This window comes from Bradyrhizobium sp. NP1 (genome assembly GCF_030378205.1).
GTDB lineage: Bacteria > Pseudomonadota > Alphaproteobacteria > Rhizobiales > Xanthobacteraceae > Bradyrhizobium.
In genome coordinates this window covers 3287818-3312741 of sequence record NZ_CP127385.1, presented here as the reverse complement: position 1 = coordinate 3312741, position 24924 = coordinate 3287818, and the positions used below count along the sequence as shown (strand labels likewise).

The following is a 24924-nucleotide window of genomic DNA, read 5'->3' as shown; positions in this document are numbered from 1 at the left end:
GTGATCCGCCGCGACGCGTGCAAGCTAAATTATTCTTCAGGCGCGTGCTCGATCGGATCGAAGCGGTCGGCCTCGAGGCCGAGCAGGTTCCAGGACTGCAGCATGTGCGGCGGCAGCGGCGCGCTCACATCGATCACGCCACCGCGCGGATGCGGGATCACAATCCGGCGAGCCAACAGATGCAGGCGATTCTGCAGGCCGCCCGGCAGCTGCCAGTTCTCCTTATTAAAATATTTGGGGTCGCCGACGATCGCATGATCGATATGCGCCATATGCGCGCGCAGTTGATGCGTCCGTCCCGTCACCGGCTTTAACGACACCCAGGCAAGCTTGCTCGCCGACGCCTCCACGACCGCGTAATAGGTCACGGCGTGGCTTGCGCCCTCATCGCCATGCGCGGCGATGCGCATGATCGAATCCTCCTCGCTTTCCTCCTTGGCGAGATAGGTCGAAATGCGCCCCTGCTTCGGCTTCGGCACGCCCGCAACCAGCGCCCAGTAGATCTTGCGCGCGGAACGGTGACGGAAGGCGCCCGTGAGATGGGTGGCGGCGAAGCGGGTTTTTGCCACCAGAAGGCAGCCGGAGGTCTCCTTGTCGATGCGATGCACCAGCCGCGGCTTCTGGCCCTTGGCGTCGCGCATCACCTCGAGCATCTGGTCGATATGCCGCGTGGTGCCGGAGCCGCCCTGCACCGCAAGCCCGGCGGGCTTGTTGAGCACGAGCACGTCGTCGTCCTCGTAAAGCGTCATCGCCTTCAGCGCGTCGAGCGTCCGGCTCTCGGCTTCCGACAGCGCGCGCGCGGCCTTGGGCGCGTCGAGCTTGAGCGGCGGAATGCGCACGCTCTGGCCCTCCTCCAGGCGGTCCTTGCTGTCGACCCGCTTGCCGTCGACGCGCAGCTCGCCTTTGCGGACGATGCGCTGGATGTGGGAGAAGGACAGCCCCGGAAAGCGCGCTTCGAGAAAACGATCGACGCGCATGTTGTTCTCGTCGGCGGTCACGACGACGGTCTGCACCTTGGTCGGGAGCTGCGGCTCCGGCTTTGCCGGCTCCTCCCGGAAGGCGGCCGGCTTCTCGCGCGGCGGCTCGGCAAAGCGCGGCGGCTTGCCACCCGGCCGATTACCCAGCGGTCGGTCGCCCTTGGGCGCGCTGCGATGCTGCGGCCGTTCATCCCGGCCGGAATGTCCGCCGGAGGCGCGATGGCGCTGCTCGCCCTTCGGGCGCTGCTTACGCGGTTCTGACGATGTTCGCTTGATGCGGCGGCTCATGATTTCCGTGAGGTAGCCGAAAAGCCGCACCCCGTCACGGCAAAAACGCTACAAATCCGCCCTCCGATCAGCCATCTTGCGACCGCGCAAGAGACGGGAGTTTGCAATGACACTCGGAAAATCGGTTCGGGCCGCGGCCCTGATCCTGGCGACCTCGGCGGTATCGGTGAGCGCGCAGCAAGGCCCGATGCCGGACGATATCGCCTGGAAGCTGATCGAAATCGGCCGCACGGTCGACCCGCCGAAGACCGCCGCGCTCTACGCGCCGCTGCAGGAAAAGGAGCCCTATGCGGGCGTCAAGGTCGAGCGCGATGTCAAATATGGCGCGGCCGAGCGCAACCTGCTCGATGTCTTCACGCCGGAGGCCGGCGCATCAGCGCGGCCGGTGCTGATCTATATCCACGGCGGCGGCTTTGTCGCCGGCAACAAGCGCAACCCCAACAGCCCGTTCTATGACAATGTGATGCTGTGGGCGGTGAAGAACGGCTTCGTCGGGGTCAACGCCACCTACCGGCTGGCGCCGCAATTCCCCTACCCCGCCGGCGCCGAGGACCTCGCCGGCGTCGTGCAATGGGTGACGCAACAGATCGGCGCGCGCGGCGGCGATCCGGCGCGAATCTATCTGATGGGGCAGTCCGCCGGCGCGATCCATGTCGCCAACTACGTCTCGCATCCCGCATTCCACAAGGTGAAGGACGGAGGCCTGGCCGGCGCGATCATGGTGTCGGGCATCTATGATCTCACCGCGAGCCCGGTCGGCGACGCCGAGATCGCCTATTACGGCTCCGATCCCTCGCGCTACGCCGAGCGTTCCTCGCTTCCCGGCCTCCTGGCCACGAAAATTCCCTTCATGATCGCATCCGCCGAGCTCGATCCGCCGCGCTTCGTCGAGCAGTACGAGCTGATGAAGCAGGCGGCCTGCAAGCGCGTACAGGGCTGCGCGCGAGCCGTGATGCTGCCGCAACACAGTCACATGTCCGAGGTCTATTCGATCAACACCGGGGATACGCGGCTGACCGACGAAATTCTCGGCTTTGTGAAGGGCGAGAAATAGCATCGCAGCGGCGCACGCTGGCAGCCGCGTTGACAGTGCGGCCGACGCGAGGCATATTTTTCGCGGGTGGATACGACCCGCCGCTTGCGCCCATCAAGGGTATGGTGAACGTATCGAGCCGCTTCAGGCCTCCTTTGCTCGGGAGCGAACGAGTCAGCAACGCAAGCGCCTGACGATCTCTCGTTCGCGACAAGCAGAGGATTTTCCATGCGCGACTTCCGCGATGCCAAGGCCATGGCGCAAAGCTTACGCGATGCGCTCAAGTCAAAATCGGTCTCCCTCACCCACAGCGAAAGCCTCGAACTGGTTGCCAAAACCCTGGGCTTCCACGACTGGAACGTGCTGTCGGCTGCGATCCAGTCAAGCCTGCCAGCGGCCGCGGCTTCGAGGCCAGTGACCGGCGCGCCGCCAGCAACGGGGGTGCCGGTCGCGCCGATGCGCGACGTCGTGTTCTTCCCGCAGATGATCACGCCGATCTTCGTCGGGCGCGACAAGACGCGGCGCGCGATCGAGAGCGCGCTGGCCAATGACGGGCGTCTGGCGGTGCTGACCCAGCGCCACATGGCCGACGACGATCCCGGATTTGACGATCTCTACACGATCGGGGTGACGGCCAGCATCATCAGCCAGCAGGCGATGCCGAACGGCAACCTCAAATGCAAGGTGCAGTGCCTCGACCGTGTCCGGGTGGTGCGGCCGCTCCCCGGCGAATTCCTCGCCGCCGAGGTCGAACCGATTGCCGATGTCAGGGCGTCCGACGTCGATGCCTTCCGGCTCGCGGCGCAGCTCATGGAGGCATATCGCGCCTATGCCAGGGTGCCGCAGCCGCAGGCGCTCTATCGCTATTCCGGCGAGCCGGCGGTGCTGGCGAATCTCGTGGCGCAACTGATCACCGACGACATCGACAAGCTGCAACACCTTCTTGAAATCAACGATGTCGTTGCCTGCCTGGAAACAGTGCTGGGCTGGCTGAAGGAGCGCGCGGCGGCCTAAGCTGCAGTCATTGCCACGAGCCTGCGCGACGAAGGACGCCAACCGTTGAAGCTGCTCTGGATCTTTTCGCTGGCACGCGCGATGATTTCCCGATCAGCTTGAAAAAGAGCGGCAGGTTGAGGAACCGGCGCTCACTTGCACTGCGCGCCATTCCTCAACTGGATGAGATCAACGCTCGCGTTGGTCGACGGTCGTTGTCTGGCCGCTTCGTCCGTCGCCGCGCAGGCTCCCGCGCGATCTCCCGTCTGAAATCGCGCCCAGCCAAGATTGATCCAGGCATCGCCAAAATCCGGCGTGTCCTTGACCGCCTGCTCAAGAACCGGGAGCGCGTCCTGCGGACGCTTGGCGATCAGCAGCAGACGACCATAGTCGGCATTCAGCACCTTGAGTGGATTGGGCTGCTTGCGCGCGATCTGGAACAGCTCTTCGGCGAACGCGACATCGTTGAAGCGCATCTGCGCGATCGCGGCGAAACCGTGGTAGACGCCACTCTGCTCGGGTGCGACCAGGAACGACTGATTGAACCGTTGCGCGGCCTCGCCCAGCCGGCCTGCGCCGAGCGCCCGCCAACCACGCTTGGCGGTTTCGTCGAAGGCCTTTTCGCGCGTTCCGGTCGCATCGAGCAGCGCCTTGACGAACGCGTCGTCCGCTTCCCGCTGCGCGGCGGTCTTGGCGGCAAAGCCGAAGAAGGGTTGCTCGTTGAGCGGGACCGCATAGGTCCGCTTCGTCACCTGCACGCCGGGCGCAACTTCGACGGTCTCAGCGAAGGCGGAGCGCGCCATTCCCGTCATTGCGGAGAACACAAGCAGGCAAAGTATCGTCGCGGTGCGAGAGCGCTTGCCGCGTAACCACCCCGTCATTCGTCCCTGCCCCTGCCTCGCTCTCTGCGCAGCTTCGCCCAATAGTCGAGCCGCTTCCTGATCTCGCGCTCAAAGCCGCGGTCCGGCGGATCGTAGAAGGCCTGGCGGCCCAGGGCTTCCGGAAAATAGTCCTGGCCGGAGAACGCATCCGGCGCGTCGTGGTCATATTCGTAGCCGGAACCATAGCCTTCCTGCTTCATCAGCTTGGTCGGCGCGTTCAGGATGTGCTTGGGCGGCAGCAGCGATCCTCCCTCCTTTGCCGCGCGCATTGCCGCGCCATAGGCAGCGTAAGCGGCGTTGGACTTCGGTGCGGTCGCGACATAGATCACGGCCTGAGCGATCGCGAGCTCGCCTTCGGGCGAGCCGAGGAAGTCGTAGGCCTCCTTCGCCGCATTGGCGACGACGAGCGCCTGAGGATCGGCAAGGCCGATGTCCTCGACCGCCATCCGCACCACGCGGCGCGCCAGGAACAGCGGGTCTTCCCCGGCATCGAGCATGCGCGCGAGATAATAGAGCGCCGCATCCGGGTCCGAGCCGCGCACCGACTTGTGCAGCGCCGAGATCAGGTTGTAGTGGCCCTCGGCGGACTTGTCATAGATCGGCGCGCGACGCTGCAGGATCTCCTGCAAGCCGGCGGCGTCGAAAATCTCCTCCGTGCGCGCGGCGCGCCAGACCTCTTCGGCGAGCGTCAGCGCGGCGCGGCCGTCGCCATCGGCCATCCGCACCAGGGCTGCGCGCGCCTCCGCATCGAGCGGCAGCTTCCTGCCCTCGATCTCCTCGGCATGGGCGAGCAGCTTTTCCAGCGCCGCTGCGTCAAGCGAATGGAACACCAGCACGCGGGCGCGCGACAGCAGCGCCGCGTTGAGCTCGAACGACGGATTTTCGGTGGTGGCGCCGACCAGCACGATGGTGCCGTCTTCCATCACGGGCAGGAAGGAATCCTGCTGGGCGCGATTGAAGCGATGCACCTCGTCGACGAACAGCAGCGTGCCCTTGCCGGTTTCGCGACGGGCGCGCGCGGCATCGAACGCCTTCTTCAGGTCGGCGACGCCGGAGAAGATCGCAGACAACTGCTCGAAATGCAGGTCGGTGGCATCAGCAAGCAACCGCGCCACCGTGGTCTTGCCGGTGCCCGGCGGTCCCCAGAACACCAGCGAGCCGAGCGTGCGCGTCTCCAGCATCCGCGTCAGCGCGCCGTCGGGCCCGAGGATATGGTCCTGGCCGACGACCTCGCCGAGCTTGCGCGGGCGCAGCCGGTCGGCCAGCGGACGCGGCGCGTCCTGCTCCATCCCTGCGGCGGTGAACAGGTTCGTCGTTTGCGATGATGGTCGCTTCGCGCTCATCCGCCGAGCGTGACGTTGATCTGCTGGCCGCCACGCACCAGCACGATGCGCCAGAGCCGCGCGCTCTCGCGGGTCGCCTTCTCGAGGTCGGTGGTCTTGCCGATCTTCTGGTTGTTGACGGCGAGGATGATGTCGCCCTTCTGGAAGCCGACATTGGCGGCGGTTGAATCATCGGCGAGCTCGGTCACCACGACGCCCTCGGTGTCGGCGTCCAGATGCAGCTCGTCGGCGACCGCGGGCGAGATGTTGGCGATCTTGGCGCCCTGGAACGGCGAGCGCGAGGTCAGGACAATTTCATTGCGGCCGGTGTCGGGCGCGGTCTCCAGCGGCACGGTGAGTTTCGCCGGCTTGCCGTTGCGCTGCACGTCGATCTGCGCCGTGCCACCGAGCGGACGCGTGGCGAAGCGGTAGTCGAAGGCGTTGGGATCCTCGATGGTCTGGCCATCGACGGCCACGACGAGATCGGACGATTTCAGCCCGGCCCGCGCCGCGGGGCTATTCGGCACCACGCTTGCGACCAGCGCGCCGGAGGGCGAGCGCAAGCCGAGGCTCTCGGCGATTTCGGGCGTCACCGCCTGCAGGCGGGCCCCGAGCCAGGGCCGCTTCACCGCCTTGCCGCCGCTCTTGGCGGAGGCCAGCACGACCCGCACCATGTTGGCGGGGATGGCGAAGCCGATGCCCTGCGATCCGCCGGAGCGCGAATAGATCGCGGTGTTGATGCCGGCGAGCCTGCCGTTCATGTCGACCAGGGCGCCGCCGGAATTGCCGGGATTGATCGCGGCGTCGGTCTGGATGAAGAACTGGTAGTCGGTGATGCCGACCTGGGTGCGCGCCAGTGCCGAGATGATGCCGTGCGTGACGGTCTGGCCGACGCCGAAGGGATTGCCGATCGCGAGCACGACGTCGCCGACCATCAGCTCGTCGGAATTGGCGAGGTCGAGCGTCGTGAACTTCTCGTGCACGTCCTTCAGGCGGAGCACCGCGAGGTCGGAGCGCGGGTCCTTCAGCATGATCTCGGCCTCGAACTCGCGCTTGTCGGACAAGGACACCTTGACCTGGTCGGCGCCCTCGATGACGTGGACGTTGGTGACAACGAGGCCTGCGGGGTCGACCATGACGCCCGATCCGAGCGAGCGCTGCATCTGCTCGGGCTGCTGGCCAGGCACGCCGAAGAAGCGGCGGAAGATCGGATCATCGAGCAGCGGGTTGCGGTTCTGCACCACCTTGGCGGCATAGACGTTCACCACCGCCGGCTGCACCCGCTGCACGATCGGCGCGTAGGAGAGCTTCAGCTCCGCGGCCGACGACGGCACGCGGCGGTCCTGCGCGGCGGCAGGCTGCGCGAGGATTGCGGAAACGAAGAGCGCGGCGAAAAGGCGAACAAGGGTCATGCAACAATCCTGAAAGTCACGAAGAAGGATGGCGAAATCAGGCGACCCGTTCCGGCACCTGAATCGATGGAGAAGGCGGCGCACAGGATAGCCTTTCCCGGTGGCTCTCGCCCCACGCCTTGAGTGTATCGATCACCGGGCGCAGGCTCTCGCCGATCTCGGACAGACAATATTCGACGCGCGGCGGCACCTCGGCATAGACAGTGCGGACGATCAGCCGGTCCGCCTCCAGCGCGCGGAGCTGCTTGGTCAGCATGCGCTGGGTAATGCCTGGCATCAGCCGCCGCAACTCACCAAAGCGTTGTGTGCCGTTCTGCAGGTGAAACAGGATCACGCCCTTCCACTTGCCGTCGATCAGATCGAGGGTTGCTTCCACCGCACAGCCCGGACGATGGGCGAAATTCCGCCGTTTCACGTGCTCTTTCCCACGATTTTCCCAATAGTATCCAAAAAGGGACTATATCCCTGAATTTACAGTACTTGCCAAGCAGGTGCCAGCGCGACATTTACCCGCGACCGTGCCGAACACAGGAGAGAAGCCATGAAAGCCGTGGGCTATCGGAAGTCGCTGCCGATCGAGGACAAGGATTCGCTGGTCGATTTCGAGGCGGCCAAGCCGGAACCGCGCGGGCGCGACCTCCGCGTCGCGGTCAAGGCGATCTCGGTCAACCCGGTCGACTACAAGGTCCGCAAGCGCGCCGCCCCGCCCGCGGGCGAGACCAAGATCCTGGGCTTTGACGCGGCGGCCGTGGTCGAAGCGGTCGGCCCCGACGCTTCGCTGTTCAAGCCGGGCGACGAGGTGTTCTACGCCGGCTCGATCCAGCGCCAGGGCACCAATTCGGAATTCCACCTGGTCGACGAGCGGATCGTCGGCAACAAGCCGAAGACGCTGTCCTTCACGCAGGCCGCTGCGCTGCCGCTGACCTCGATCACTGCGTGGGAACTCCTGTTCGACCGGCTCGGCGCTGTGCCCGGCAAGAGCCTCGATCCCCGCACGCTGCTGATCGTCGGCGGCGCCGGCGGCGTCGGCTCGATCCTGATCCAGCTCGCCCGCCGGCTCACGGGCCTGACGGTGGTCGCCACTGCGACGCGGCCGGAATCGCAAAAATGGTGCCTCGATCTCGGCGCCCATGCGGTGGTCGATCACGGAAAATCGATGAAGGAGCAGATCGAGAAGCTCAAACTGCCGCCGGTCGCCCTCGTCGCGAGCCTCACCTTCACCGACCAGCACTACAAGGCGATCGCGGATTTCATGGCGCCGCAGGGCAAATTCGGCCTGATCGACGATCCCGCGGAGTTCAACGTCGCCGTCTTCAAGGGCAAGGCGATCTCGGTGCACTGGGAATCGATGTTCACGCGCTCCTCGTTCCAGACGCCGGACATGATCGCGCAGCATCATCTGCTCAACGATGTTGCCGACCTCCTCGACAAGGGCGTGCTGCGCACCACGCTGAACCAGAGCTTTGGCGCCATCAACGCGGCGAACCTCAAGCGCGCCCATGCGCTGCTCGAGAGCGGGCAGTCGCGCGGCAAGATCGTGCTGGAGGGGTGGTAGGCCCGCGCGGCCGATCGGGGATCAGGCCGGCGCCTCGCCTTCGACGAAGATCAGGCGGCGATCGAGCGCGGTGGCGCGCAGCTTCAGCGCCTCGGCATATTCGGCCGAGGCGTACCATTCGCGGGCGCGGGCCATCGAGGCGAACTCGACGATGATGATCATCTTCGGCGGCGGACCGCCCTCCACCAGTTCAGTGCCGCCGCCGCGCACGAGGTAACGTCCGCCATGGCGCGCGATCGAATCGGCCGCGAGCGCGCGATAGGCATCCAGCGCAGCGCGGTCGCGCGCCTCGGTCTCGGCAATCACATAGGCCGGCATGACCGGCTCACGCGATCGAGTTGACGATGCCGCCCTCGGCGCGGATCGCCGCGCCATTGGTGGCGGAAGCCTCCTTCGAGGCCACGAACACCACCATGTTGGCGATCTCGTCGGGGCTGGCAAAGCGCTGCAGGATCGAGGTCGGGCGATGCTGCTTGACGAAGCTCTTCGCCGCTTCCTCCTCCGACTGGTTGTTCTGCCTCGCCAGGCTCTTCACGAAGGTCTCGACGCCCTCCGACAAGGTCGGGCCCGGCAGCACCGAGTTGACGGTGACCGCGGTGCCGCGGGTCATCTCGGCCAGTCCCCGGGCGACCGCGAGCTGCGCGGTCTTGGTCATGCCGTAGTGGATCATCTCCCGGGGTATGTTGAGCGCGGATTCGGAGGAGATGAAGACGATGCGCCCCCAGTTGCGCTTGAGCATGCCGGGCATATAGGCGCGCGACAGCCGCACGCCCGACATCACGTTGACCTCGAAGAAGCGGCTCCAGTCCGCATCGGGAATCTCGAAAAAGCCTTTCGGCTCGAAGATGCCGGCATTGTTGATGAGGATGTCGGCCTCACGCTGCGCGGCGATGAGCGCGTCGCAGCCGGATGCCGTCGAGACGTCGGCGGCGACGCCTGTGACCTTGGCCTTCTCAACCTCCTGGGCAAGCCGCTTGACCGCCGCATCGACCTTCTCCCGGCCACGGCCGTTGATCACGACGCTGGCGCCCGAGGCCGCAAGTCCCCTGGCGATGGCGTAGCCGATACCGGCCGTCGAGCCGGTCACCACGGCGGTCTTTCCGGAAAGGTCGATAATCATGAGCGATCTCCACGCTGGCGTTTCGGGCCGCGCCTCGGCTTCGCCCGAAGCGCGTCAGGCCCGTCAGGCCCGTCAGGCGCCATATCGTGACGCGCCCGCCCGCGCGCAAGCAAGCGGGCACCTTCGGCGCTCCGGCTCACGCTTTCGCGAAGATGAAGTTGTTGCAATAGTCCTTCGACTTCCAGAACCAGTCGCCGTCGGCGCGCTGGTGCACCGCCGGGTCGAACTCGGAGAGCGGACGCACCTGGCCGTGGCAGACGAAGCAGCCGGAATAGCCGAGCGAGCCGAGATAGCGGAACACGTCCTCGACGCAATGCCCGCGCAAATGCCGGTTCTCGCATTCGAACACCAGCAACGGATGAGAGGTTTTCAGAATCCGCTCGGCGCCGCGGAACACATCGAGCTCGGCGCCTTCGACGTCGATCTTCAAAAGCGCAATGCGCTCGGTGCCTGCGAAATAGTCATCGAGCGCGACGACGCGCACCGGCACCGCGACCGTGTCGGCGGCCGCCGCGGGTGCATTGAAGGACGCGCCGGGGCCGTGGCCGCGCGGCACCGAGAGCTCCAGCGTGCCGGAGCTCGAATGGACGCCGGCGGGCTCGACCCGGACATTGGAAAAGCCGAACAAGCGGCAGTCGCGCGCCAGGCGCTCGGCGATGTCGATCTGCGGCTCGAAGGCGAATACGTGGCCCTTGTAGCACCAGCGCGCCAGCCAGAAGGTGAAGCTGCCCTTGTTGGCGCCGATGTCGCACACCGTATCGGTCGGCGCGAGCAGGCGCGAAATCGCCGCAAGCTCGGCCCGCTCGTCGCGGAACCGCGCCTTCAGGGCCCTGATCAAAAACCGGGTCGCCTGCGCACCGTCTGTCAGGCCTGCCACAATCGTCTCGCTCCGATCGTTGAGGGGGCGCGCAACGCCGCGGCCATCCTGCCGCTATACACCCGGCAAGCAACAAAAAAGCGGCGCGAAGCGCCGCTTTTTTCGATTCGAAATGAAGGCGGAATCAGGCCGCTTCCGCGGCTTCCCGCTCCGGCACGGGGCCGGAATCCTGGCCCTTGGCGTCGACGTCGCGGTCGACGAACTCGATCACCGCCATCGCGGCGTTGTCGCCGTAGCGGAAGCCGGCCTTGATGATGCGGGTGTAGCCGCCCTGGCGATCCTTGTAGCGGGGCGCCAGCGTGTCGAACAGCTTCTTCACCATGTCGACGTCGCGCATCTCCGAGATCGCCTGGCGGCGCCTGGCAAGGCCGCCCTTCTTGCCCAGCGTCACGAGCTTCTCCACGATCGGGCGCAGCTCCTTTGCCTTGGGCAGCGTGGTGACGATCTGCTCGTGCTTGATCAGCGCGGCCGCCATGTTGGCAAACATCGCGCGCCGATGCTCGGCGGTGCGATTGAGTTTCCGATGAACCCTTCCGTGACGCATAGTCTGTTCCTTGCTTGTGCCTGCCGCGACGGTTCGTCGGACATGTTGCTCAGGTGGGCTGCCTGCGTTCGCCCGTGAAGGCGCGGTGACACGTCACCGCGCCTTCATTTCGGATCAGTAGTGATCCTCGAAGCGCTTGGCGAGCTCGTCGATGTTCTCCGGCGGCCAGCCCGGCACTTCCATGCCGAGATGCAGGCCCATCTGGGCCAGCACTTCCTTGATCTCGTTCAGCGACTTGCGGCCGAAGTTCGGGGTGCGCAGCATCTCCGCTTCCGACTTCTGCACGAGGTCGCCGATGTAGACGATGTTGTCGTTCTTCAGGCAGTTGGCCGAACGCACCGACAGCTCGAGCTCGTCGACCTTCTTGAGGAAGGCAGGGTTGAAGGCGAGATCGGGGATGATCTCCTGCGCGACTTCCTTGCGCGGCTCCTCGAAGTTGACGAACACGTTGAGCTGGTCCTGCAGGATGCGCGCGGCATAGGCCACCGAATCCTCCGGCGTGATCGCGCCGTTGGTCTCGATCGTCATGGTCAGCTTGTCGTAGTCGAGGATCTGGCCCTCGCGGGTGTTCTCGACCTTGTAGGAGACCTTGCGCACCGGCGAGAACAGGCTGTCGACCGGGATCAGGCCGATCGGCGCGTCCTCGGGGCGGTTACGCTCGGCGGCGACGTAGCCCTTGCCGGTCGTGACCGTGAACTCCATGCGGATCTCGGCGCCATCGTCCAGCGTGCAGAGCTGCAGGTCGGGATTGAGCACCGTGATGTCGCCGACGGTCTGGATGTCGCCGGCAGTGACGACACCAGGACCCTGCTTCTTCACGACCATGCGCTTGGGGCCTTCGCCCTGCATCTTGATCGAGATGTCCTTGATGTTGAGCACGATGTCGGTGACGTCCTCGCGCACGCCCGCGATCGAGGAGAATTCGTGCAGCACGCCGTCGATATGCACCGACTGCACGGCGGCGCCCTGCAGCGAGGAGAGCAGAATGCGGCGCAGCGCATTGCCGAGCGTCTGGCCGAAGCCGCGCTCGAGCGGTTCAGCAACCAGGGTCGCGAAGCGGTTCGAGTCGGAGCCGGCCGTGACCTGGAGCTTGTTGGGACGGATGAGTTCTTGCCAATTCTTTTGGATCGTCACTGTTTCACCCATAAGGCCAGCTGATAGCAAATGACTGGCGTTGGAGTGCTGCGCAATCGACCGCAGCGTCGCAAATAATCTCGAGAACCGATGCGGCGGACGAAATGCCCGCCGTGATCGGCATCAAACGCGCCGCCGCTTGCGCGGGCGACAACCATTGTGCGGGATCGTCGTCACGTCGCGGATCGAGGTGACGGTGAAGCCCGCAGCCTGCAGCGCGCGCAGCGCCGACTCGCGGCCCGAACCGGGGCCGGCCACTTCGACTTCCAGCGTGCGCATGCCGTGTTCCTGCGCCTTCTTGGAGACGTCTTCCGCCGCGACCTGCGCGGCATAGGGGGTCGACTTGCGCGAACCCTTGAAACCCATGGTGCCGGCCGACGACCAGGCAATAGTGTTGCCCTGCGCGTCGGTGATGGTGATGGTCGTGTTGTTGAACGACGAGTTCACATGCGCGACGCCGGAGGCGATGTTCTTGCGCTCACGACGGCGAACGCGGGTGGCTTCCTTGCCCATTCTCAACCTTTCCTGAAGATCTCAACGCCGCCGTAATGCCAGCGGCTACACCTGATCGCGAATAGTGGGTAGCGAATGGCGAATAGAAAACTATTCGCTACTCCCTGTTCGCTATTTCGCTCGCTTACTTCTTCTTGCCGGCGATCGCCTTCGCCGGACCCTTGCGGGTGCGCGCGTTGGTATGCGTGCGCTGGCCGCGCACCGGCAGGCCGCGACGATGGCGCAGGCCGCGATAGCAGCCGAGGTCCATCAGACGCTTGATGTTAATGCCGGTCTCGCGGCGAAGGTCGCCCTCGACGACATAGTCGCGGTCGATCACTTCGCGGATCTGCAAAACTTCCTGGTCGGTCAACTGGCTGACACGGCGGTCGAGCGGAATCTTGACCTTCTCCATGATGTCGGCGGCGTTCTTCTGGCCGATGCCATGGATGTACTGGAGCGCGATGATGACGCGCTTGTTGGTCGGGATGTTCACGCCGGCAATACGAGCCACGGATTTCTCTCCTGTCGCCTCCCTCTCGGGCAGGCCGTTATCTGCTTTCTCGGGCAGGTGTCCGCAAACGCGAACACGACGCCCTCCCCCTGGATCTCCCGGGGCCCGGCATCGTCTGAAAACTATCCGATCTGGATGCGAGGCTTATTAAGGGATTCAAGGGCGTTTCGTCAACTCTCTCTAGCGTTTAGCTCGCTTTTTCGTGAGTTTTTTGGCCCGTTTCGGAGCGGCCTTCCTGGTCGGCCTCTTGACCGCCTTTTTCTTCGATTTGGAGGTGCTTTTAGCCGCCTTCCGGGCAGTTTTGGACGTCTTTTTGGCAGCTCGGGCCACCTTGCCGGCCTTCCGGGCGGCCGGTCTGGCGGCCTTGCGTAGGCCCTTCTGGGCCGTTGGGGCGGCTTTTCCCTCCACGGCGCCCAGCGCGGTCAGGATCCGCGTGATCTCGCGGGTGACGGCCTCGATGGTCATCATGCCGTCGACGGTCAGGAGCTTGCGCCGCTCGGAGTAGTAATGAATCAAGGGTTCGGTGAGCTGGCGGTAGCTGGCGAGCCGCTTGACCAGCACTTCCGGCGTGTCGTCGACCCGTACCTCCTCGCCGCGTGCCCGCGTTTCGGCGGCGCGCTTTTCGACACGATCAAGCAGCGCGCTTTCGTTGACGCGCAGCTCGACCACGGCGTCGAGCTTCATGTGCTTCCTCTTCAGCAGCTCATCGAGCGCCTCGGCCTGCGGCACGGTGCGGGGGAAGCCGTCGAGGATGAAGCCGTTCCTGGCGTCGGGCTGGTCGATGCGGTCCGAAATGATGCTGATCACGATCTCGTCCGGCACCAGGCCGCCGGCCGCCATGATGTCCTTGGCCTGCAGCCCGACGGGCGTGCCGGCCGCGACCGCTGCGCGCAGCATCTCCCCGGTCGAGAGCTGAACGATGTTGTGCTTGTGCACCAGCCGCTGCGCTTGGGTTCCCTTGCCCGAGCCGGGCGGTCCCAAAAGTATCAGTCTCATCAGTTTCGCCCCCCGGCGGACGGTGAGCGAAACTCACCCGTTAGTTGCGGTTCACCGCATCGGCCGCTTCTAGCGGCGGCGGCCCCTCAGTTTGGACTTCCGGATCAGCCCCTCGTACTGATGGGCAAGCAGGTAGCCCTGAACCTGCGCCACCGTATCCATGGTCACACTGACCACGATCAACAGCGAGGTGCCGCCAAAGTAGAACGGCACGGAAGCGTAGGAAATCAGAATTTCGGGGATCAGGCAGACGATGGCGAGATAGATCGCGCCGACCACCGTGATCCGCGACAGCACGTAGTCGATATATTCCGCGGTGCGCTCGCCCGGCCGGATGCCCGGGATGAAGCCGCCATGCTTCTTCAGATTGTCCGCGGTCTCGGTCGGGTTGAACACGATCGCGGTGTAGAAGAAGGCGAAGAACACGATCAGCGCCAGGTAAAGCGCGAGGAACAGCGGCCGGCCATGGCTGAGCTGGGTCGTGATCCACTGGAACCATTCCGGCCCGCGGCCGGCGTTGAAGTTCGCGACCGTGGTCGGCAGGAGCAAGAGCGAGGACGCGAAGATCGGCGGGATCACGCCCGAGGTGTTGAGCTTGAGCGGCAAATGCGAGGACTGGCCCTCGAACATCTTGTTGCCGACCTGGCGCTTCGGATACTGGATCAGGAGCCTGCGCTGCGCGCGCTCCATGAACACGATGAAGGCGATCACCGCGACCACCATCACGATGACGATCAGGATCAACCCGGTGGACATCGCGCCCTGGCGGCCCAGCTCCAGCATGTTGGCAAGCGCCGAGGGCAGTTCCGCGACGATGCCGGACAGGATGATCAGCGAAATACCGTTGCCGATGCCGCGCGAGGTGATCTGCTCGCCGAGCCACATCAGGAACATGGTGCCGCCGGTCAGCGTGATCGTGGTGGACAGCAGGAAGAACAGGCCAGGATCACTGACGACATTGCCGGCGCCTTCGAGGCCGATCGCGATGCCATAGGACTGGAACGCGGCGAGGATCACGGTGAGGTAGCGGGTGTACTGGTTGAGCGTCTTGCGCCCCGCCTCGCCTTCCTTCTTCAGCGCCTCGAGCTGCGGCGAGACCGTGGTGAGGAGCTGAATGATGATCGATGCCGAGATGTACGGCATGATGTTCAGCGCAAAGATCGCCATGCGGTGGATGCCGCCGCCGGCGAACATGTTGAACATGCCGAGGATGCCGCCGGCCTGGGTCCGGAACACCTGCTCCCAGATGTTGGGGTCGATGCCGGGCAGCGGGATGTAGGTGCCGAGCCGGTAGACGAGCAGCGCACCGAGCGTGAACCAGATGCGCTTCTTCAGTTCGTCGGCCTTGGCGAGCGCCCCGAAATTGAGGTTTGCCGCCAGTTGTTCCGCTGCTGAGACCATGTTCGGCTTTCTCCCGCCACCCCTTGCACTGCCCTCCCGCGAGCGATTGCGGGACCACCAGCAGGCGTCGGATATTATCTGGTGCTCGGCTCGATGAAGTCCATCTTCGGGTCGGGCGGATCGCCCGCAAGTGTGCGGGCGATGACGTAGATGTTACGCGGGCCGTTACGCCGCGGCCTCGCCGTCGTCCGTCTTGGCGGGCGCGAGGATCTTCACGGAGCCGCCGGCCTTCTCCACCGCCGCGATCGCCGACTTCGAGGCGCCATGCACCTCGATGGTGAGCTTGGCCTTGAGCTCGCCGCGGCCGAGCAGCCGCACCCCGTCCTTGGCGCGCCGCAGCACGCCGGCCTTGACCAGCGATTCCGCGTTCACGGTCGCGCCCGTGTCGAGCTGCTTGGCGTCGACCGCCTGCTGCAGCCGGTCGAGATTGATCTCGGCGAACTCCAGGCGGAACACGTTGGTGAAGCCGCGCTTGGGCAGGCGGCGGTGCAGCGGCATCTGGCCGCCTTCAAAGCCCTTGATGCGCACGCCTGAACGCGCGGTCTGGCCCTTGCCGCCGCGGCCCGAGGTCTTGCCCTTGCCGGAGCCGATGCCCCGGCCGACCCGCATGCGCTTCTTGCGGGCGCCGGCGTTGTCGGCGATATCGCTGAGCTTCATCGCCCTTCTCCTTAAATCTTACTTCTCGCCGACGATGCGGACGAGATGGTGAACTTTCTCGATCATGCCGCGAACCGCCGGCGTGTCCGGCAGCTCGGCGACGCGGCCGATCTTGTTGAGCTTGAGCCCGATCAGCGTCGACCGCTGCGAGTGATGGCGGCGAATCGGGCTGCCGGTCTGCTCGAGCTTGATCGTCTTTGCGGCCTTGGCCATCGTCAAAACTCCGCCTGTTGTCAGTCGGCCGCGGCCTCGGCATCGCCGCCGACGCGGCGCGCCTGCAGCGCGGACACCTTGATGTTACGGCGCGCCGCGACCGAACGCGGCGAATCCTGGTTCTTCAGCGCGTTGAAGGTCGCGCGCACCATGTTGTAGGGGTTGGACGAGCCGATCGACTTCGCCACCACGTCCTGGATGCCGAGCGTCTCGAACACGGCGCGCATCGGGCCGCCGGCGATAATGCCGGTGCCGGCCGGAGCGGCGCGCAGGTAGACGCGGCCCGCGCCGTGGCGGCCGGCGATGTCGTGATGCAGCGTGCGGCCCTCGCGCAGCGCCACGCGCGTGAGATTGCGCTTGGCCGCCTCGGTGGCTTTCCGGATCGCTTCCGGCACCTCGCGCGCCTTGCCGTGGCCGAACCCGACCCGGCCCTTCTGGTCGCCGATCACGACCAGCGCCGCGAAGCCGAAGCGCTTGCCGCCCTTGACCACCTTCGCGACACGATTGATGTGGACGAGCTTGTCGACGAACTCGCTCTCGCGCTCCTCGCGCTCCCTGCTCCGTTCGCGGCCGCCGCGTTCGCGTTCACCTGCCATGGTGCAATCCAATCCTTAAAGCCGAGGCACAGGCCTCTGTTCATATCCCGTTGACTAGAAGCTCAGCCCGCCCTCGCGCGCCGCGTCGGCCAACGCCTTGACGCGACCGTGGAAGAGATAGGCGCCGCGGTCGAACACCACTTCCTTGACACCCTTCTGCGCCGCGCGCTCGGCCAGAAGCTTGCCGACCGCCTTCGCCGCGTCGATGTCGGCGCCGGTCTTGCCGGCCTCGCGCATCGTCTTCTCCAGCGACGAGGCGGACGCGAGCGTCTCACCCTTCTGGTCGTCGATGACCTGGGCATAGATGTGCTTGGACGAACGGAACACCGACAGGCGCGGACGGCCGCCGCCGGAGCGGCGCAACGCCAGCCTCACGCGCTGCTTGCGCCGGGCATTCGTGACCTTGTTTCTCGACATTGCCGGCTCCGTTACTTCTTCTTGCCTTCCTTGCGGAAGATGAATTCGTCGACGTACTTCACGCCCTTGCCCTTGTAGGGCTCCGGCGGGCGATAGCTGCGGATCTCGGCCGCGACCTGGCCGACGCGCTGCGAATCACTGCCGGTGACCGTGATCTCGGTCGGCTTCGGCACGGTGACCGTGATGCCCTCCGGGATCGAATAGACCACGTCATGGCTGTAGCCGAGCGAGAGCTGCAGGTTCTTGCCCTGCATCGCGGCGCGATAGCCGACGCCGGTGATCTCGAGCTTCTTCTCGAAACCCTTGGTCACGCCGACGACGAGGTTGGCGACCTGGGCGCGCGCGGTGCCGTACATCGCCTGGGCGCGGTTGGTCTTGACGCGCGGCGCTACCGTGATGACGCCGTTCTCGAACTTCACCTCGACGTCGCCATGGGCGACGAACTGAAGCTGGCCCTTCGGGCCCTTCATTTTCACGGTCTGCCCTTCCACGCTCGCCGTCACACCGGACGGGATCGCGACGGGCTTCTTGCCGATACGAGACATCGCCAAATTCCTTCTCAGAACACCGTGAAGAGAACTTCGCCGCCCACATTGGCGTCGCGCGCCTGGTGGTCGGCCATGATTCCCTTCGGCGTCGACAGCACCAAGATGCCGAGGCCGTTGTTCACGCGCGGCAGGTTCTTCACCGACGTGTAGACGCGCCGTCCCGGCTTGGAGACCCGCTCGATCTCGCGGATAACCGGCTCGCCGTCGAAATACTTCAGTTCGATCTCGAGCTCGCTGCGGCCGGAGGCGTGCTCCACGGCGGTGTAGCCGCGGATATAGCCTTCCGACTTCAGCACCTCGAGCACGCTCTCGCGCATCTTCGAGCCAGGGGTCGAGACCTTGGACTTGGAACGCATCTGCGCGTTGCGGATGCGGGTGATCAGGTCGCTGATCGGATCGTGCGTAGACATTTAAACGACCCTCCTTACCAGCTCGACTTCACGAGCCCGGGGACCAGGCCCTTCGAGCCGAGCTCGCGCAGCGCGATGCGCGACAGCTTGTTCTTGCGATAGTTCGCGCGCGGCCGGCCGGTGAGCTCGCAGCGGTTGCGGATGCGCGTCGTCGAGGAGTTGCGCGGCAGCTTGGCGAGCTTCAGCGTCGCCGCGAAGCGCTCCTCCATCGGCTTGGTCTTGTCGGCGATGATCGCCTTCAGCCGGGCGCGAGCAGGCGCGGCGTTCTTCGCCATGCGCTTGCGCCGGTTGTTCTTCTCGACTGAACTCTTCTTTGCCATGCGTGGCTCCTGGGTTTCCGCGTTTGAGAGGCTGCTGTTCAGCGTCTCACTGCCGGAACGGGAAATTGAATGCGGTCAAAAGGGCACGAGCCTCCTCGTCGGTGCGCGCAGTGGTGCACACCGTGATGTCCATGCCCCAGCTCTCCCCCGCCTTGTCGAAGTCGATCTCGGGGAAAATAATGTGCTCCTTGATGCCGAGCGAGTAGTTGCCGCGGCCGTCGAAGCTCTTCGGATTGAGGCCGCGGAAGTCGCGCACCCGCGGCAGCGCCACGTTCACGAGCCGGTCGATGAACTCGTACATGCGCGCCTTGCGCAGCGTGACCTTGCAGCCGATCGGCTGGTTCTCGCGCAGCTTGAAGGTCGCGATCGCGATCCGCGAATAGGTGACGATCGCCTTCTGGCCCGCGATCAGCGTCAGGTCGGCGGCTGCGGTCTCGGCCTTCTTGCGGTCGTTGACGGCCTCGCCGATGCCCATGTTGAGCACGACCTTCTCGAGCCGCGGCACCTGCATGACGTTGGCATAGCCGAACTTCTCGGTCAGCTGACCGCGAATCTTCTTGTCATATTCCGCGCGCAGGCGCGGCACATAGGCGGTCTCAGCCATCGATCTCTGCTCCCGAGCGCTTGGCGATGCGCACTTTCTTGCCGTCGGCATGGACCTTGAAGCCGATGCGGGTCGGCTTGCCGTCCTTGTCGACATAGGCGACGTTGGAGAGGTGGATCGGCGCCTCCTTGGAGATGATGCCGCCCTCTTGCGCCTGGGTCTGCTTCTGGTGGCGCTTCACCATGTTGACGCCGCGCACCAGCGCCAGGTTGGCGGCCGGGCGCACCTCGAACACCTCGCCGGTGCGGCCCTTGTCGCGGCCGGACAGCACCACGACCTTGTCGCCCTTGCGGATCTTGGCAGCCATCACAGCACCTCCGGCGCGAGCGAAATGATCTTCATGTGGTTCTTGGCGCGCAGCTCGCGCGGAACCGGCCCGAAGATACGGGTGCCGACCGGCTCCGACTGGTTGTTGATCAGCACCGCGGCGTTGCGGTCGAAGCGGATCACCGAGCCGTCGGGACGGCGGATGTCCTTGCGGACCCGCACCACGACCGCCTTCATGACGTCGCCCTTCTTCACCTTGCCGCGCGGAATCGCTTCCTTGATCGACACCACGATGACGTCGCCCACGGTGGCGTAGCGGCGCTTGGAGCCGCCAAGCACCTTGATACACATGACACGGCGTGCGCCTGAATTGTCGGCCACGTCGAGGTTGGTCTGCATCTGAATCATTGATGCACCTCGTCCTCTCTTCTCGCGCAGATCTGCGCTCTAAAATTTCTGCCCAAAACCGCTTCCGGCCGCGCCGGAGCAGGTCTTCAGGCCGTCTTCTTGTGCTCGCCCCGGATCACGATCCAGCGCTTCAACTTGGAGATCGGCTTGCTTTCCTCGATCCAGACCATGTCACCGGGCTTGAACTCGCTCTGCTCGTCGTGGGCGTGATAGTTCTTCGAGCGGCGGATCGTCTTCTTGTAGATCGGATGGGTGAAGCGGCGATCGACGCGCACCACCACCGTCTTGGTCTGCTTGTCGCTGACGACCACGCCCTGAAGCGTACGTTTCGGCATCTTCGAACCTCTTACTTCTTCTTCGCGCGCGCTTGCGCGGCGATCGTCTTGATGCGGGCGATGTCGCGGCGGGCCTCGCGCAGGCGCGAGGTGTTCTCCAGCTGCCCGGTGGCGCGCTGGAAGCGCAGGTTGAAGCGCTCCTTCTTCAGATCGAGGATGGCGTCCTCCCTCTGGTCGGGGCTCATCGCGCGGATGTCGGCAATCTTCATCTCGGCCATGTCAACTACTCCGCAATGCGCTCGACGAAGCGCGTCTTGATCGGCAGCTTGGCGGCGGCAAGGTCGAGCGCCTCGCGCGCGGTCTGCACCGTCACGCCGTCGATCTCGAAGATCACGCGGCCGGGCTTGACCCGCGCCACCCACAGCTCGGGCGCCCCCTTGCCGGAGCCCATGCGGACTTCGGCCGGCTTCTTCGACACCGGAAGGTCGGGGAAGATCCGGATCCAGACGCGGCCTGCGCGCTTCATGTGGCGGGTCAGCGCGCGGCGGGCGGCCTCGATCTGACGCGCGGTGACGCGCTCGGGCTCCAGCGCCTTCAGCCCGTACTGGCCGAACGACAGCGTCGTGCCCGACGTCGCGGTGCCGTGAATGCGCCCCTTGTGCGCCTTCCGGAACTTCGTTTTCTTTGGTTGCATCATGGCTTCAAGCCCTCAAACCTCTGTTCGTGGCCGCTCGCATCAGGCGGCGGCCGGCGCGTCGCGGCGCGGCCGCGAGCTGCCCTCGCCCTCGGCCATCTTCTTGTCCTGGGCCATCGGATCGTGCTCGAGGATTTCGCCCTTGAAGATCCACACCTTGACGCCGCAGGTGCCGAAGGTGGTGAAGGCGGTGGCGACGCCGTAGTCGATGTCGGCGCGCAGCGTGTGCAGCGGCACCCGGCCCTCGCGATACCACTCCATGCGGGCGATTTCCGCGCCGCCCAGGCGGCCCGAGCAGTTGATGCGGATGCCTTCCGCCCCGAGCCGCATCGCCGACTGCACCGCGCGCTTCATGGCGCGGCGGAACGCGACGCGCCGCTCGAGCTGCTGGGCGATCGATTCGGCGACCAGCGTCGCATCGAGCTCCGGCTTCCTGATCTCGACGATGTTGATGACGACGTCGGACGAGGTGATGTCGGCGACCTTCTTGCGCAGCTTGTCGATGTCGGCGCCCTTCTTGCCGATCACGACGCCGGGACGCGCCGAGTGGATCGTCACCCGGCACTTCTTGTGCGGGCGCTCGATCACGATGCGCGCGACCGCCGCCTGCTTCAGTTCCTTGTGCAGGATCTCGCGGATCTTGACATCCTCGTGCAGCAGCTTGCCGTATTCGGCCTTGCCGGCGAACCAGCGGGAATCCCAGGTCCGGTTGATGCCGAGACGCAGACCGATCGGATTGATCTTTTGACCCATCGTTTTCTCCTGGCGCCTCTTTAGGCGGCCGCCTCGACCTGACGAACCACGATCGTCAGCTGCGAAAATGGTTTGAACACGCGACCCGAGCGGCCACGGCCGCGGGGCGCGAAACGCTTCATCACGATGCCGTTGCCGACATGAGCCTCCGACACCACGAGATCGTCGACGTCGAGGTCATGGTTGTTCTCGGCATTGGCGATCGCCGATTCCAGGCACTTCTTGACGTCGACCGCGATCCGCTTGCGCGAGAACTGCAGGTCGGCCAGCGCCGCGGACGCCTTGCGGCCGCGGATCATCTGGGCAACCAGATTGAGCTTCTGCGGGCTCACCCGCAGCATCCGGGCGACCGCCTTGGCCTCATTGTCGGCGAGGCGCCGTGCGCGCTTAGGTTTGCTCATCGCTTAATCCTCAAGCCTTCTTGGCTTTCTTGTCGCCCGAATGACCGTGGAAGGTGCGGGTCGGCGAGAACTCGCCGAACTTGTGACCCACCATTTCCTCGTTCACCGAAACCGGCACGTGCTTCTGGCCGTTGTAGACGCCGAACACCAGGCCGACGAACTGCGGCAGGATGGTCGAGCGGCGGCTCCAGATCTTGATGACGTCGTGACGGCCGGACGCACGCGCCGCGTCTGCCTTCTTGAGCAGCGACGCCTCGACGAACGGGCCTTTCCAGACTGAACGAACCATGTCCGGCGTTCCTTACTTCTTCCGCTTGTGGCGGCTTAGGAGAATGAATTTGTCGGTCGACTTGTTAGTGCGGGTCTTCTTGCCCTTGGTCGGCTTGCCCCACGGGGTGACCGGGTGGCGGCCGCCCGAGGTGCGGCCTTCGCCGCCGCCGTGCGGGTGGTCGATCGGGTTCATGGCGACGCCGCGGTTATGCGGGCGGCGGCCGAGCCAGCGCTTGCGGCCGGCCTTGCCAATCGAGATGTTCATGTGATCGGGGTTCGACACCGCGCCGATGGTGCCGCGGCAGCGGCCGTGCACGAGGCGCTGCTCGCCGGAGTTCAGACGCAGGATGACGTAGTCCTGGTCGCGGCCGACGAGCTGGGCGTAGGTGCCGGCGGAACGCGCGAGCTGCCCGCCCTTGCCGATCTTGGTCTCGATGTTGTGCACGATGGTGCCGACCGGCATGTTGCCGAGCGGCATCACGTTGCCGGGCTTCACGTCGACGTGGTTGCCGGCGATCACGGTGTCGCCGACGGCGAGCCGCTGCGGCGCCAGGATATAGGCCTGCTCACCGTCCTGATACTTGATCAGCGCGATGAAGCCGGTGCGGTTCGGATCGTATTCCAGCCGCTCCACGGTCGCCGGCACGTCGAGCTTCAGCCGCTTGAAGTCCACCACGCGGTAGGCCTTCTTGTGGCCGCCACCGCGGAAGCGCACGGTGATGCGGCCGGTGTTGTTGCGGCCGCCGTTCGACTGCTTGCCCTCGGTCAGAGCCTTGACCGGCTTGCCCTTGTAGAGGGCCGAGCGGTCGACCATGACGAGCTGGCGCTGGCCAGGCGTCGTCGGATTGAATGTCTTCAGTGCCATCGTCGTGTCGCCTTATAGACCGGTGGTCACGTCGATGCGGTGGCCCTCTTCCAGGGTCACGATCGCGCGCTTGGTGTCAGACTGCGAACCGAAATTGCCGCGGAACACCTTGCTCTTGCCCTTGCGCACGAGGGTGTTGACGCTCTTCACCTTGACGTCGAACAGCTTTTCGATCGCTTCCTTGATCTGCGGCTTGGTCGCCTTCGCCGCCACCTTGAACAGCACCTTGTTGTGCTCGGAGGCGAGCGTGGCCTTTTCAGTCACGACCGGCGCGACGATGATGTCGTAATGGCGCGGCTCGATGTTCTTCATTTGAAGCGCGCCTCCAGCGCATCGATCGCCGCCTTGGTCAGCACCAACTTCTGGCGACGCAGGATGTCGTAGACGTTGATGCCCTGGATCGGCAGCACGTCGATGTTGGGGATGTTGCGGGCCGCGGCCGCAAAACCGTTGTTGAGCTCGGCGCCGTCGATGATCAGGGCGTTGGTCAGGCCGAGCCCCGAGAAGTGGCCGGCCAGCGCCTTGGTCTTGGCTTCCTTGATTTCCGCGTTGTCGATCACGAGCAGGCCGCCATCCTTGGCCTTGGCCGACAGCGCATGCCTCAGCGCAAGCGCGCGCACCTTCTTCGGCAGGCCGGTAGCATGCGAACGCACCACGGGCCCGAAGGCACGACCGCCGCCGCGGAACTGCGGCACGCGAGCCGAGCCGTGACGGGCGCCGCCGGTGCCCTTCTGCTTGTACATCTTCTTGCCGGTGCGCCAGATCTCGGCGCGGCCCTTGGCCTTGTGGGTGCCGGCCTGGCGCTTGTTGAGCTGCCACTGCACGCAGCGCGCGATGATGTCGGCGCGCGGCTCAAGGCCGAAGATCTCGTCCGAGAGCTGCACGGAGCCGGCGGCCTTGCCGTCGAGGGTGGTGACTTTCAGTTCCATCTCACGCGCCCTCCTGCTCGGCCGGCGCCTCGGCAGCCTGCTCGCCGCCCGCAACCTTGAACTTGCCGGGCTTCGGCGCGTCCTTCGGCAGCGGCTTCTTCACCGCATCGCGCACCGAAATCCAGCCGCCCTTCGAGCCGGGGACCGCGCCCTCGACCAGGATCAGGCCGCGCTCGACGTCGGTCTGGACCACGCGCAGATTGAGCGTGGTGATGCGGTCGACACCCATGTGACCGGGCATCTTCTTGTTCTTCCAGGTCTTGCCGGGGTCCTGGCGGCCACCGGTCGAACCGATCGAGCGGTGCGAGATCGACACGCCGTGGGTGGCGCGCAGGCCGCCGAAATTCCAGCGCTTCATGCCGCCGGCAAAGCCCTTGCCGATCGAGGTGCCGGTGACGTCGACGAACTGGCCGACGACGAAATGGTCGGCCTGGATCTCGGCGCCGATCGGGATCAGCGCATCCTCGGAAACGCGGAATTCCGCGACCTTGCGCTTGGGTTCGGCCTTGGCGACGGCGAACTGGCCGCGCTCGGCCTTCGGCATGTAGACGGTCTTGCGGGCGCCGGCGCCGAGCTGCAGCGCGACGTAGCCGTTCTTGTCCTTGGTGCGGTGGCCCAGCACCTGGCAGTTGCCCAGCTTCAGCACGGTCACGGGGATATGCTCGCCGGCCTCCGTAAAGACCCGCGTCATCCCGACCTTTTGTGCGATCACTCCGGAGCGCATCTTGGTGCTTCCTGTTCCTTCTGTCCCGAGGGAC

General features: G+C 65.3%; 37 protein-coding genes. 3 read left to right on the top strand and 34 right to left on the bottom strand.

Annotation, left to right across the window (positions count from 1 at the left end; translation table 11 throughout):
* Window positions 1-29 precede the first annotated feature (29 nt).
* Window positions 30-1265, bottom strand: coding sequence for an RluA family pseudouridine synthase (locus tag QOU61_RS15710; RefSeq protein ID WP_289660087.1), 1236 nt, complete (start codon window positions 1263-1265; stop codon window positions 30-32).
* 106 nt (window positions 1266-1371) lie between these two features.
* Between QOU61_RS15710 and QOU61_RS15705 the strand changes: the two genes are divergently transcribed.
* On the top strand, window positions 1372-2319 hold the full coding sequence (locus QOU61_RS15705) for an alpha/beta hydrolase (protein ID WP_289660084.1): 948 nt from the start codon (window positions 1372-1374) through the stop codon (window positions 2317-2319).
* Between the two features lie 207 nt (window positions 2320-2526).
* Window positions 2527-3312 carry an LON peptidase substrate-binding domain-containing protein gene (locus QOU61_RS15700; RefSeq protein WP_289660081.1) on the top strand — a complete coding sequence of 262 codons (786 nt, stop codon included), beginning with the start codon at window positions 2527-2529 and terminating at the stop codon, window positions 3310-3312.
* A 131-nt stretch (window positions 3313-3443) separates the two neighbouring features.
* On the opposite strand, the gene QOU61_RS15695 is transcribed toward QOU61_RS15700, so the two are convergent.
* The 4 genes from QOU61_RS15695 to QOU61_RS15680 all read right to left on the bottom strand — a co-directional run bounded on the left by QOU61_RS15695 (window position 3444) and on the right by QOU61_RS15680 (window position 7321).
* A complete protein-coding gene (locus QOU61_RS15695; protein ID WP_289660078.1) occupies window positions 3444-4094 on the bottom strand; it encodes a tetratricopeptide repeat protein in 651 nt (216 codons plus the stop codon).
* A 74-nt stretch (window positions 4095-4168) separates the two neighbouring features.
* On the bottom strand, window positions 4169-5515 hold the full coding sequence (locus QOU61_RS15690; RefSeq protein WP_289660076.1) for a replication-associated recombination protein A: 1347 nt from the start codon (window positions 5513-5515) through the stop codon (window positions 4169-4171).
* Window positions 5512-6906: a DegQ family serine endoprotease gene (locus QOU61_RS15685; protein ID WP_289660074.1), complete on the bottom strand. Its 1395-nt coding sequence runs from the start codon at window positions 6904-6906 to the stop codon at window positions 5512-5514. Before QOU61_RS15685 ends, QOU61_RS15690 begins: the two co-directional genes overlap by 4 nt.
* Window positions 6907-6943: 37 nt before the next feature.
* Entirely contained in the window at window positions 6944-7321 is a 378-nt protein-coding gene (locus QOU61_RS15680) for a winged helix-turn-helix transcriptional regulator (RefSeq protein WP_289660071.1), read from the bottom strand.
* Window positions 7322-7447: 126 nt separating this feature from the next.
* Here QOU61_RS15680 and QOU61_RS15675 point away from each other — a divergent pair, with 126 nt between their 5' ends.
* Window positions 7448-8461, top strand: coding sequence for a zinc-binding alcohol dehydrogenase family protein (locus tag QOU61_RS15675; protein ID WP_289660068.1), 1014 nt, complete (start codon window positions 7448-7450; stop codon window positions 8459-8461).
* Between the two features lie 21 nt (window positions 8462-8482).
* Here the strand turns inward: QOU61_RS15675 and QOU61_RS15670 are convergent, their stop codons facing one another.
* The 29 genes from QOU61_RS15670 to rplC form a co-directional block, all read right to left on the bottom strand.
* Window positions 8483-8779, bottom strand: a complete 297-nt coding sequence (locus tag QOU61_RS15670; RefSeq protein ID WP_289660066.1) for a DUF1330 domain-containing protein — start codon at window positions 8777-8779, stop codon at window positions 8483-8485.
* A gap of 7 nt (window positions 8780-8786) precedes the next feature.
* Window positions 8787-9581 (bottom strand): SDR family NAD(P)-dependent oxidoreductase, encoded by a 795-nt coding sequence (locus QOU61_RS15665; protein WP_289660064.1) that lies wholly within the window; start codon window positions 9579-9581, stop codon window positions 8787-8789.
* 136 nt (window positions 9582-9717) lie between these two features.
* The gene (locus QOU61_RS15660) at window positions 9718-10458 is read right to left on the bottom strand and encodes an FkbM family methyltransferase (RefSeq protein ID WP_289660060.1); all 741 of its coding nucleotides are present in this window, start codon (window positions 10456-10458) and stop codon (window positions 9718-9720) included.
* 124 nt (window positions 10459-10582) lie between these two features.
* Window positions 10583-11002 carry a 50S ribosomal protein L17 gene (gene rplQ / locus QOU61_RS15655; protein WP_289660057.1) on the bottom strand — a complete coding sequence of 140 codons (420 nt, stop codon included), beginning with the start codon at window positions 11000-11002 and terminating at the stop codon, window positions 10583-10585.
* Window positions 11003-11116: 114 nt separating this feature from the next.
* Window positions 11117-12148: a DNA-directed RNA polymerase subunit alpha gene (locus QOU61_RS15650; RefSeq protein ID WP_289660054.1), complete on the bottom strand. Its 1032-nt coding sequence runs from the start codon at window positions 12146-12148 to the stop codon at window positions 11117-11119.
* 111 nt (window positions 12149-12259) lie between these two features.
* Window positions 12260-12649, bottom strand: coding sequence for a 30S ribosomal protein S11 (gene rpsK / locus QOU61_RS15645; RefSeq protein ID WP_007603045.1), 390 nt, complete (start codon window positions 12647-12649; stop codon window positions 12260-12262).
* Between the two features lie 124 nt (window positions 12650-12773).
* A complete protein-coding gene (gene rpsM, locus QOU61_RS15640; protein WP_289660033.1) occupies window positions 12774-13142 on the bottom strand; it encodes a 30S ribosomal protein S13 in 369 nt (122 codons plus the stop codon).
* Window positions 13143-13322: 180 nt separating this feature from the next.
* Window positions 13323-14138 (bottom strand): adenylate kinase, encoded by an 816-nt coding sequence (locus QOU61_RS15635; RefSeq protein WP_289660032.1) that lies wholly within the window; start codon window positions 14136-14138, stop codon window positions 13323-13325.
* Window positions 14139-14207: 69 nt separating this feature from the next.
* Window positions 14208-15539 carry a preprotein translocase subunit SecY gene (gene secY / locus QOU61_RS15630; protein ID WP_289660031.1) on the bottom strand — a complete coding sequence of 444 codons (1332 nt, stop codon included), beginning with the start codon at window positions 15537-15539 and terminating at the stop codon, window positions 14208-14210.
* A gap of 165 nt (window positions 15540-15704) precedes the next feature.
* On the bottom strand, window positions 15705-16196 hold the full coding sequence (rplO, locus tag QOU61_RS15625) for a 50S ribosomal protein L15 (protein ID WP_289660029.1): 492 nt from the start codon (window positions 16194-16196) through the stop codon (window positions 15705-15707).
* 18 nt (window positions 16197-16214) lie between these two features.
* Window positions 16215-16409: a 50S ribosomal protein L30 gene (rpmD, locus tag QOU61_RS15620; protein WP_289660027.1), complete on the bottom strand. Its 195-nt coding sequence runs from the start codon at window positions 16407-16409 to the stop codon at window positions 16215-16217.
* Between the two features lie 20 nt (window positions 16410-16429).
* Window positions 16430-17005 carry a 30S ribosomal protein S5 gene (rpsE, locus tag QOU61_RS15615; protein WP_289660024.1) on the bottom strand — a complete coding sequence of 192 codons (576 nt, stop codon included), beginning with the start codon at window positions 17003-17005 and terminating at the stop codon, window positions 16430-16432.
* Between the two features lie 54 nt (window positions 17006-17059).
* Window positions 17060-17422 (bottom strand): 50S ribosomal protein L18, encoded by a 363-nt coding sequence (gene rplR / locus QOU61_RS15610; RefSeq protein ID WP_289660022.1) that lies wholly within the window; start codon window positions 17420-17422, stop codon window positions 17060-17062.
* Window positions 17423-17433: 11 nt separating this feature from the next.
* Window positions 17434-17967 carry a 50S ribosomal protein L6 gene (gene rplF / locus QOU61_RS15605; protein WP_289660020.1) on the bottom strand — a complete coding sequence of 178 codons (534 nt, stop codon included), beginning with the start codon at window positions 17965-17967 and terminating at the stop codon, window positions 17434-17436.
* A 14-nt stretch (window positions 17968-17981) separates the two neighbouring features.
* The gene (rpsH, locus tag QOU61_RS15600) at window positions 17982-18380 is read right to left on the bottom strand and encodes a 30S ribosomal protein S8 (RefSeq protein WP_289660018.1); all 399 of its coding nucleotides are present in this window, start codon (window positions 18378-18380) and stop codon (window positions 17982-17984) included.
* Window positions 18381-18394: 14 nt separating this feature from the next.
* Window positions 18395-18700 carry a 30S ribosomal protein S14 gene (gene rpsN, locus QOU61_RS15595; RefSeq protein ID WP_289660016.1) on the bottom strand — a complete coding sequence of 102 codons (306 nt, stop codon included), beginning with the start codon at window positions 18698-18700 and terminating at the stop codon, window positions 18395-18397.
* Between the two features lie 46 nt (window positions 18701-18746).
* A complete protein-coding gene (gene rplE, locus QOU61_RS15590) occupies window positions 18747-19304 on the bottom strand; it encodes a 50S ribosomal protein L5 (RefSeq protein WP_289660014.1) in 558 nt (185 codons plus the stop codon).
* Window positions 19297-19611, bottom strand: a complete 315-nt coding sequence (gene rplX / locus QOU61_RS15585; protein ID WP_289660012.1) for a 50S ribosomal protein L24 — start codon at window positions 19609-19611, stop codon at window positions 19297-19299. Before rplX ends, rplE begins: the two co-directional genes overlap by 8 nt.
* Complete coding sequence (gene rplN / locus QOU61_RS15580) at window positions 19611-19979, bottom strand: 50S ribosomal protein L14 (RefSeq protein ID WP_011441195.1); 369 nt, start codon at window positions 19977-19979, stop codon at window positions 19611-19613. The genes rplX and rplN overlap by 1 nt, the downstream gene beginning before the upstream one ends.
* 86 nt (window positions 19980-20065) lie before the next feature.
* Window positions 20066-20314, bottom strand: coding sequence for a 30S ribosomal protein S17 (gene rpsQ / locus QOU61_RS15575; protein ID WP_289660005.1), 249 nt, complete (start codon window positions 20312-20314; stop codon window positions 20066-20068).
* An 11-nt stretch (window positions 20315-20325) separates the two neighbouring features.
* Entirely contained in the window at window positions 20326-20532 is a 207-nt protein-coding gene (rpmC, locus tag QOU61_RS15570) for a 50S ribosomal protein L29 (protein WP_289660002.1), read from the bottom strand.
* A 5-nt stretch (window positions 20533-20537) separates the two neighbouring features.
* On the bottom strand, window positions 20538-20951 hold the full coding sequence (gene rplP, locus QOU61_RS15565; RefSeq protein WP_289659999.1) for a 50S ribosomal protein L16: 414 nt from the start codon (window positions 20949-20951) through the stop codon (window positions 20538-20540).
* A gap of 39 nt (window positions 20952-20990) precedes the next feature.
* Window positions 20991-21701: a 30S ribosomal protein S3 gene (rpsC, locus tag QOU61_RS15560; RefSeq protein ID WP_289659997.1), complete on the bottom strand. Its 711-nt coding sequence runs from the start codon at window positions 21699-21701 to the stop codon at window positions 20991-20993.
* A 20-nt stretch (window positions 21702-21721) separates the two neighbouring features.
* Window positions 21722-22102, bottom strand: coding sequence for a 50S ribosomal protein L22 (rplV, locus tag QOU61_RS15555; RefSeq protein ID WP_289659995.1), 381 nt, complete (start codon window positions 22100-22102; stop codon window positions 21722-21724).
* 10 nt (window positions 22103-22112) lie between these two features.
* A complete protein-coding gene (gene rpsS / locus QOU61_RS15550) occupies window positions 22113-22391 on the bottom strand; it encodes a 30S ribosomal protein S19 (RefSeq protein WP_025588653.1) in 279 nt (92 codons plus the stop codon).
* A 12-nt stretch (window positions 22392-22403) separates the two neighbouring features.
* On the bottom strand, window positions 22404-23237 hold the full coding sequence (gene rplB, locus QOU61_RS15545) for a 50S ribosomal protein L2 (protein ID WP_289659990.1): 834 nt from the start codon (window positions 23235-23237) through the stop codon (window positions 22404-22406).
* 12 nt (window positions 23238-23249) lie between these two features.
* Window positions 23250-23549, bottom strand: coding sequence for a 50S ribosomal protein L23 (locus QOU61_RS15540; protein ID WP_289659988.1), 300 nt, complete (start codon window positions 23547-23549; stop codon window positions 23250-23252).
* Entirely contained in the window at window positions 23546-24166 is a 621-nt protein-coding gene (rplD, locus tag QOU61_RS15535) for a 50S ribosomal protein L4 (protein WP_289659986.1), read from the bottom strand. Before rplD ends, QOU61_RS15540 begins: the two co-directional genes overlap by 4 nt.
* A 1-nt stretch (window position 24167) precedes the next feature.
* A complete protein-coding gene (gene rplC / locus QOU61_RS15530; protein WP_289659983.1) occupies window positions 24168-24890 on the bottom strand; it encodes a 50S ribosomal protein L3 in 723 nt (240 codons plus the stop codon).
* Window positions 24891-24924 lie beyond the last annotated feature (34 nt).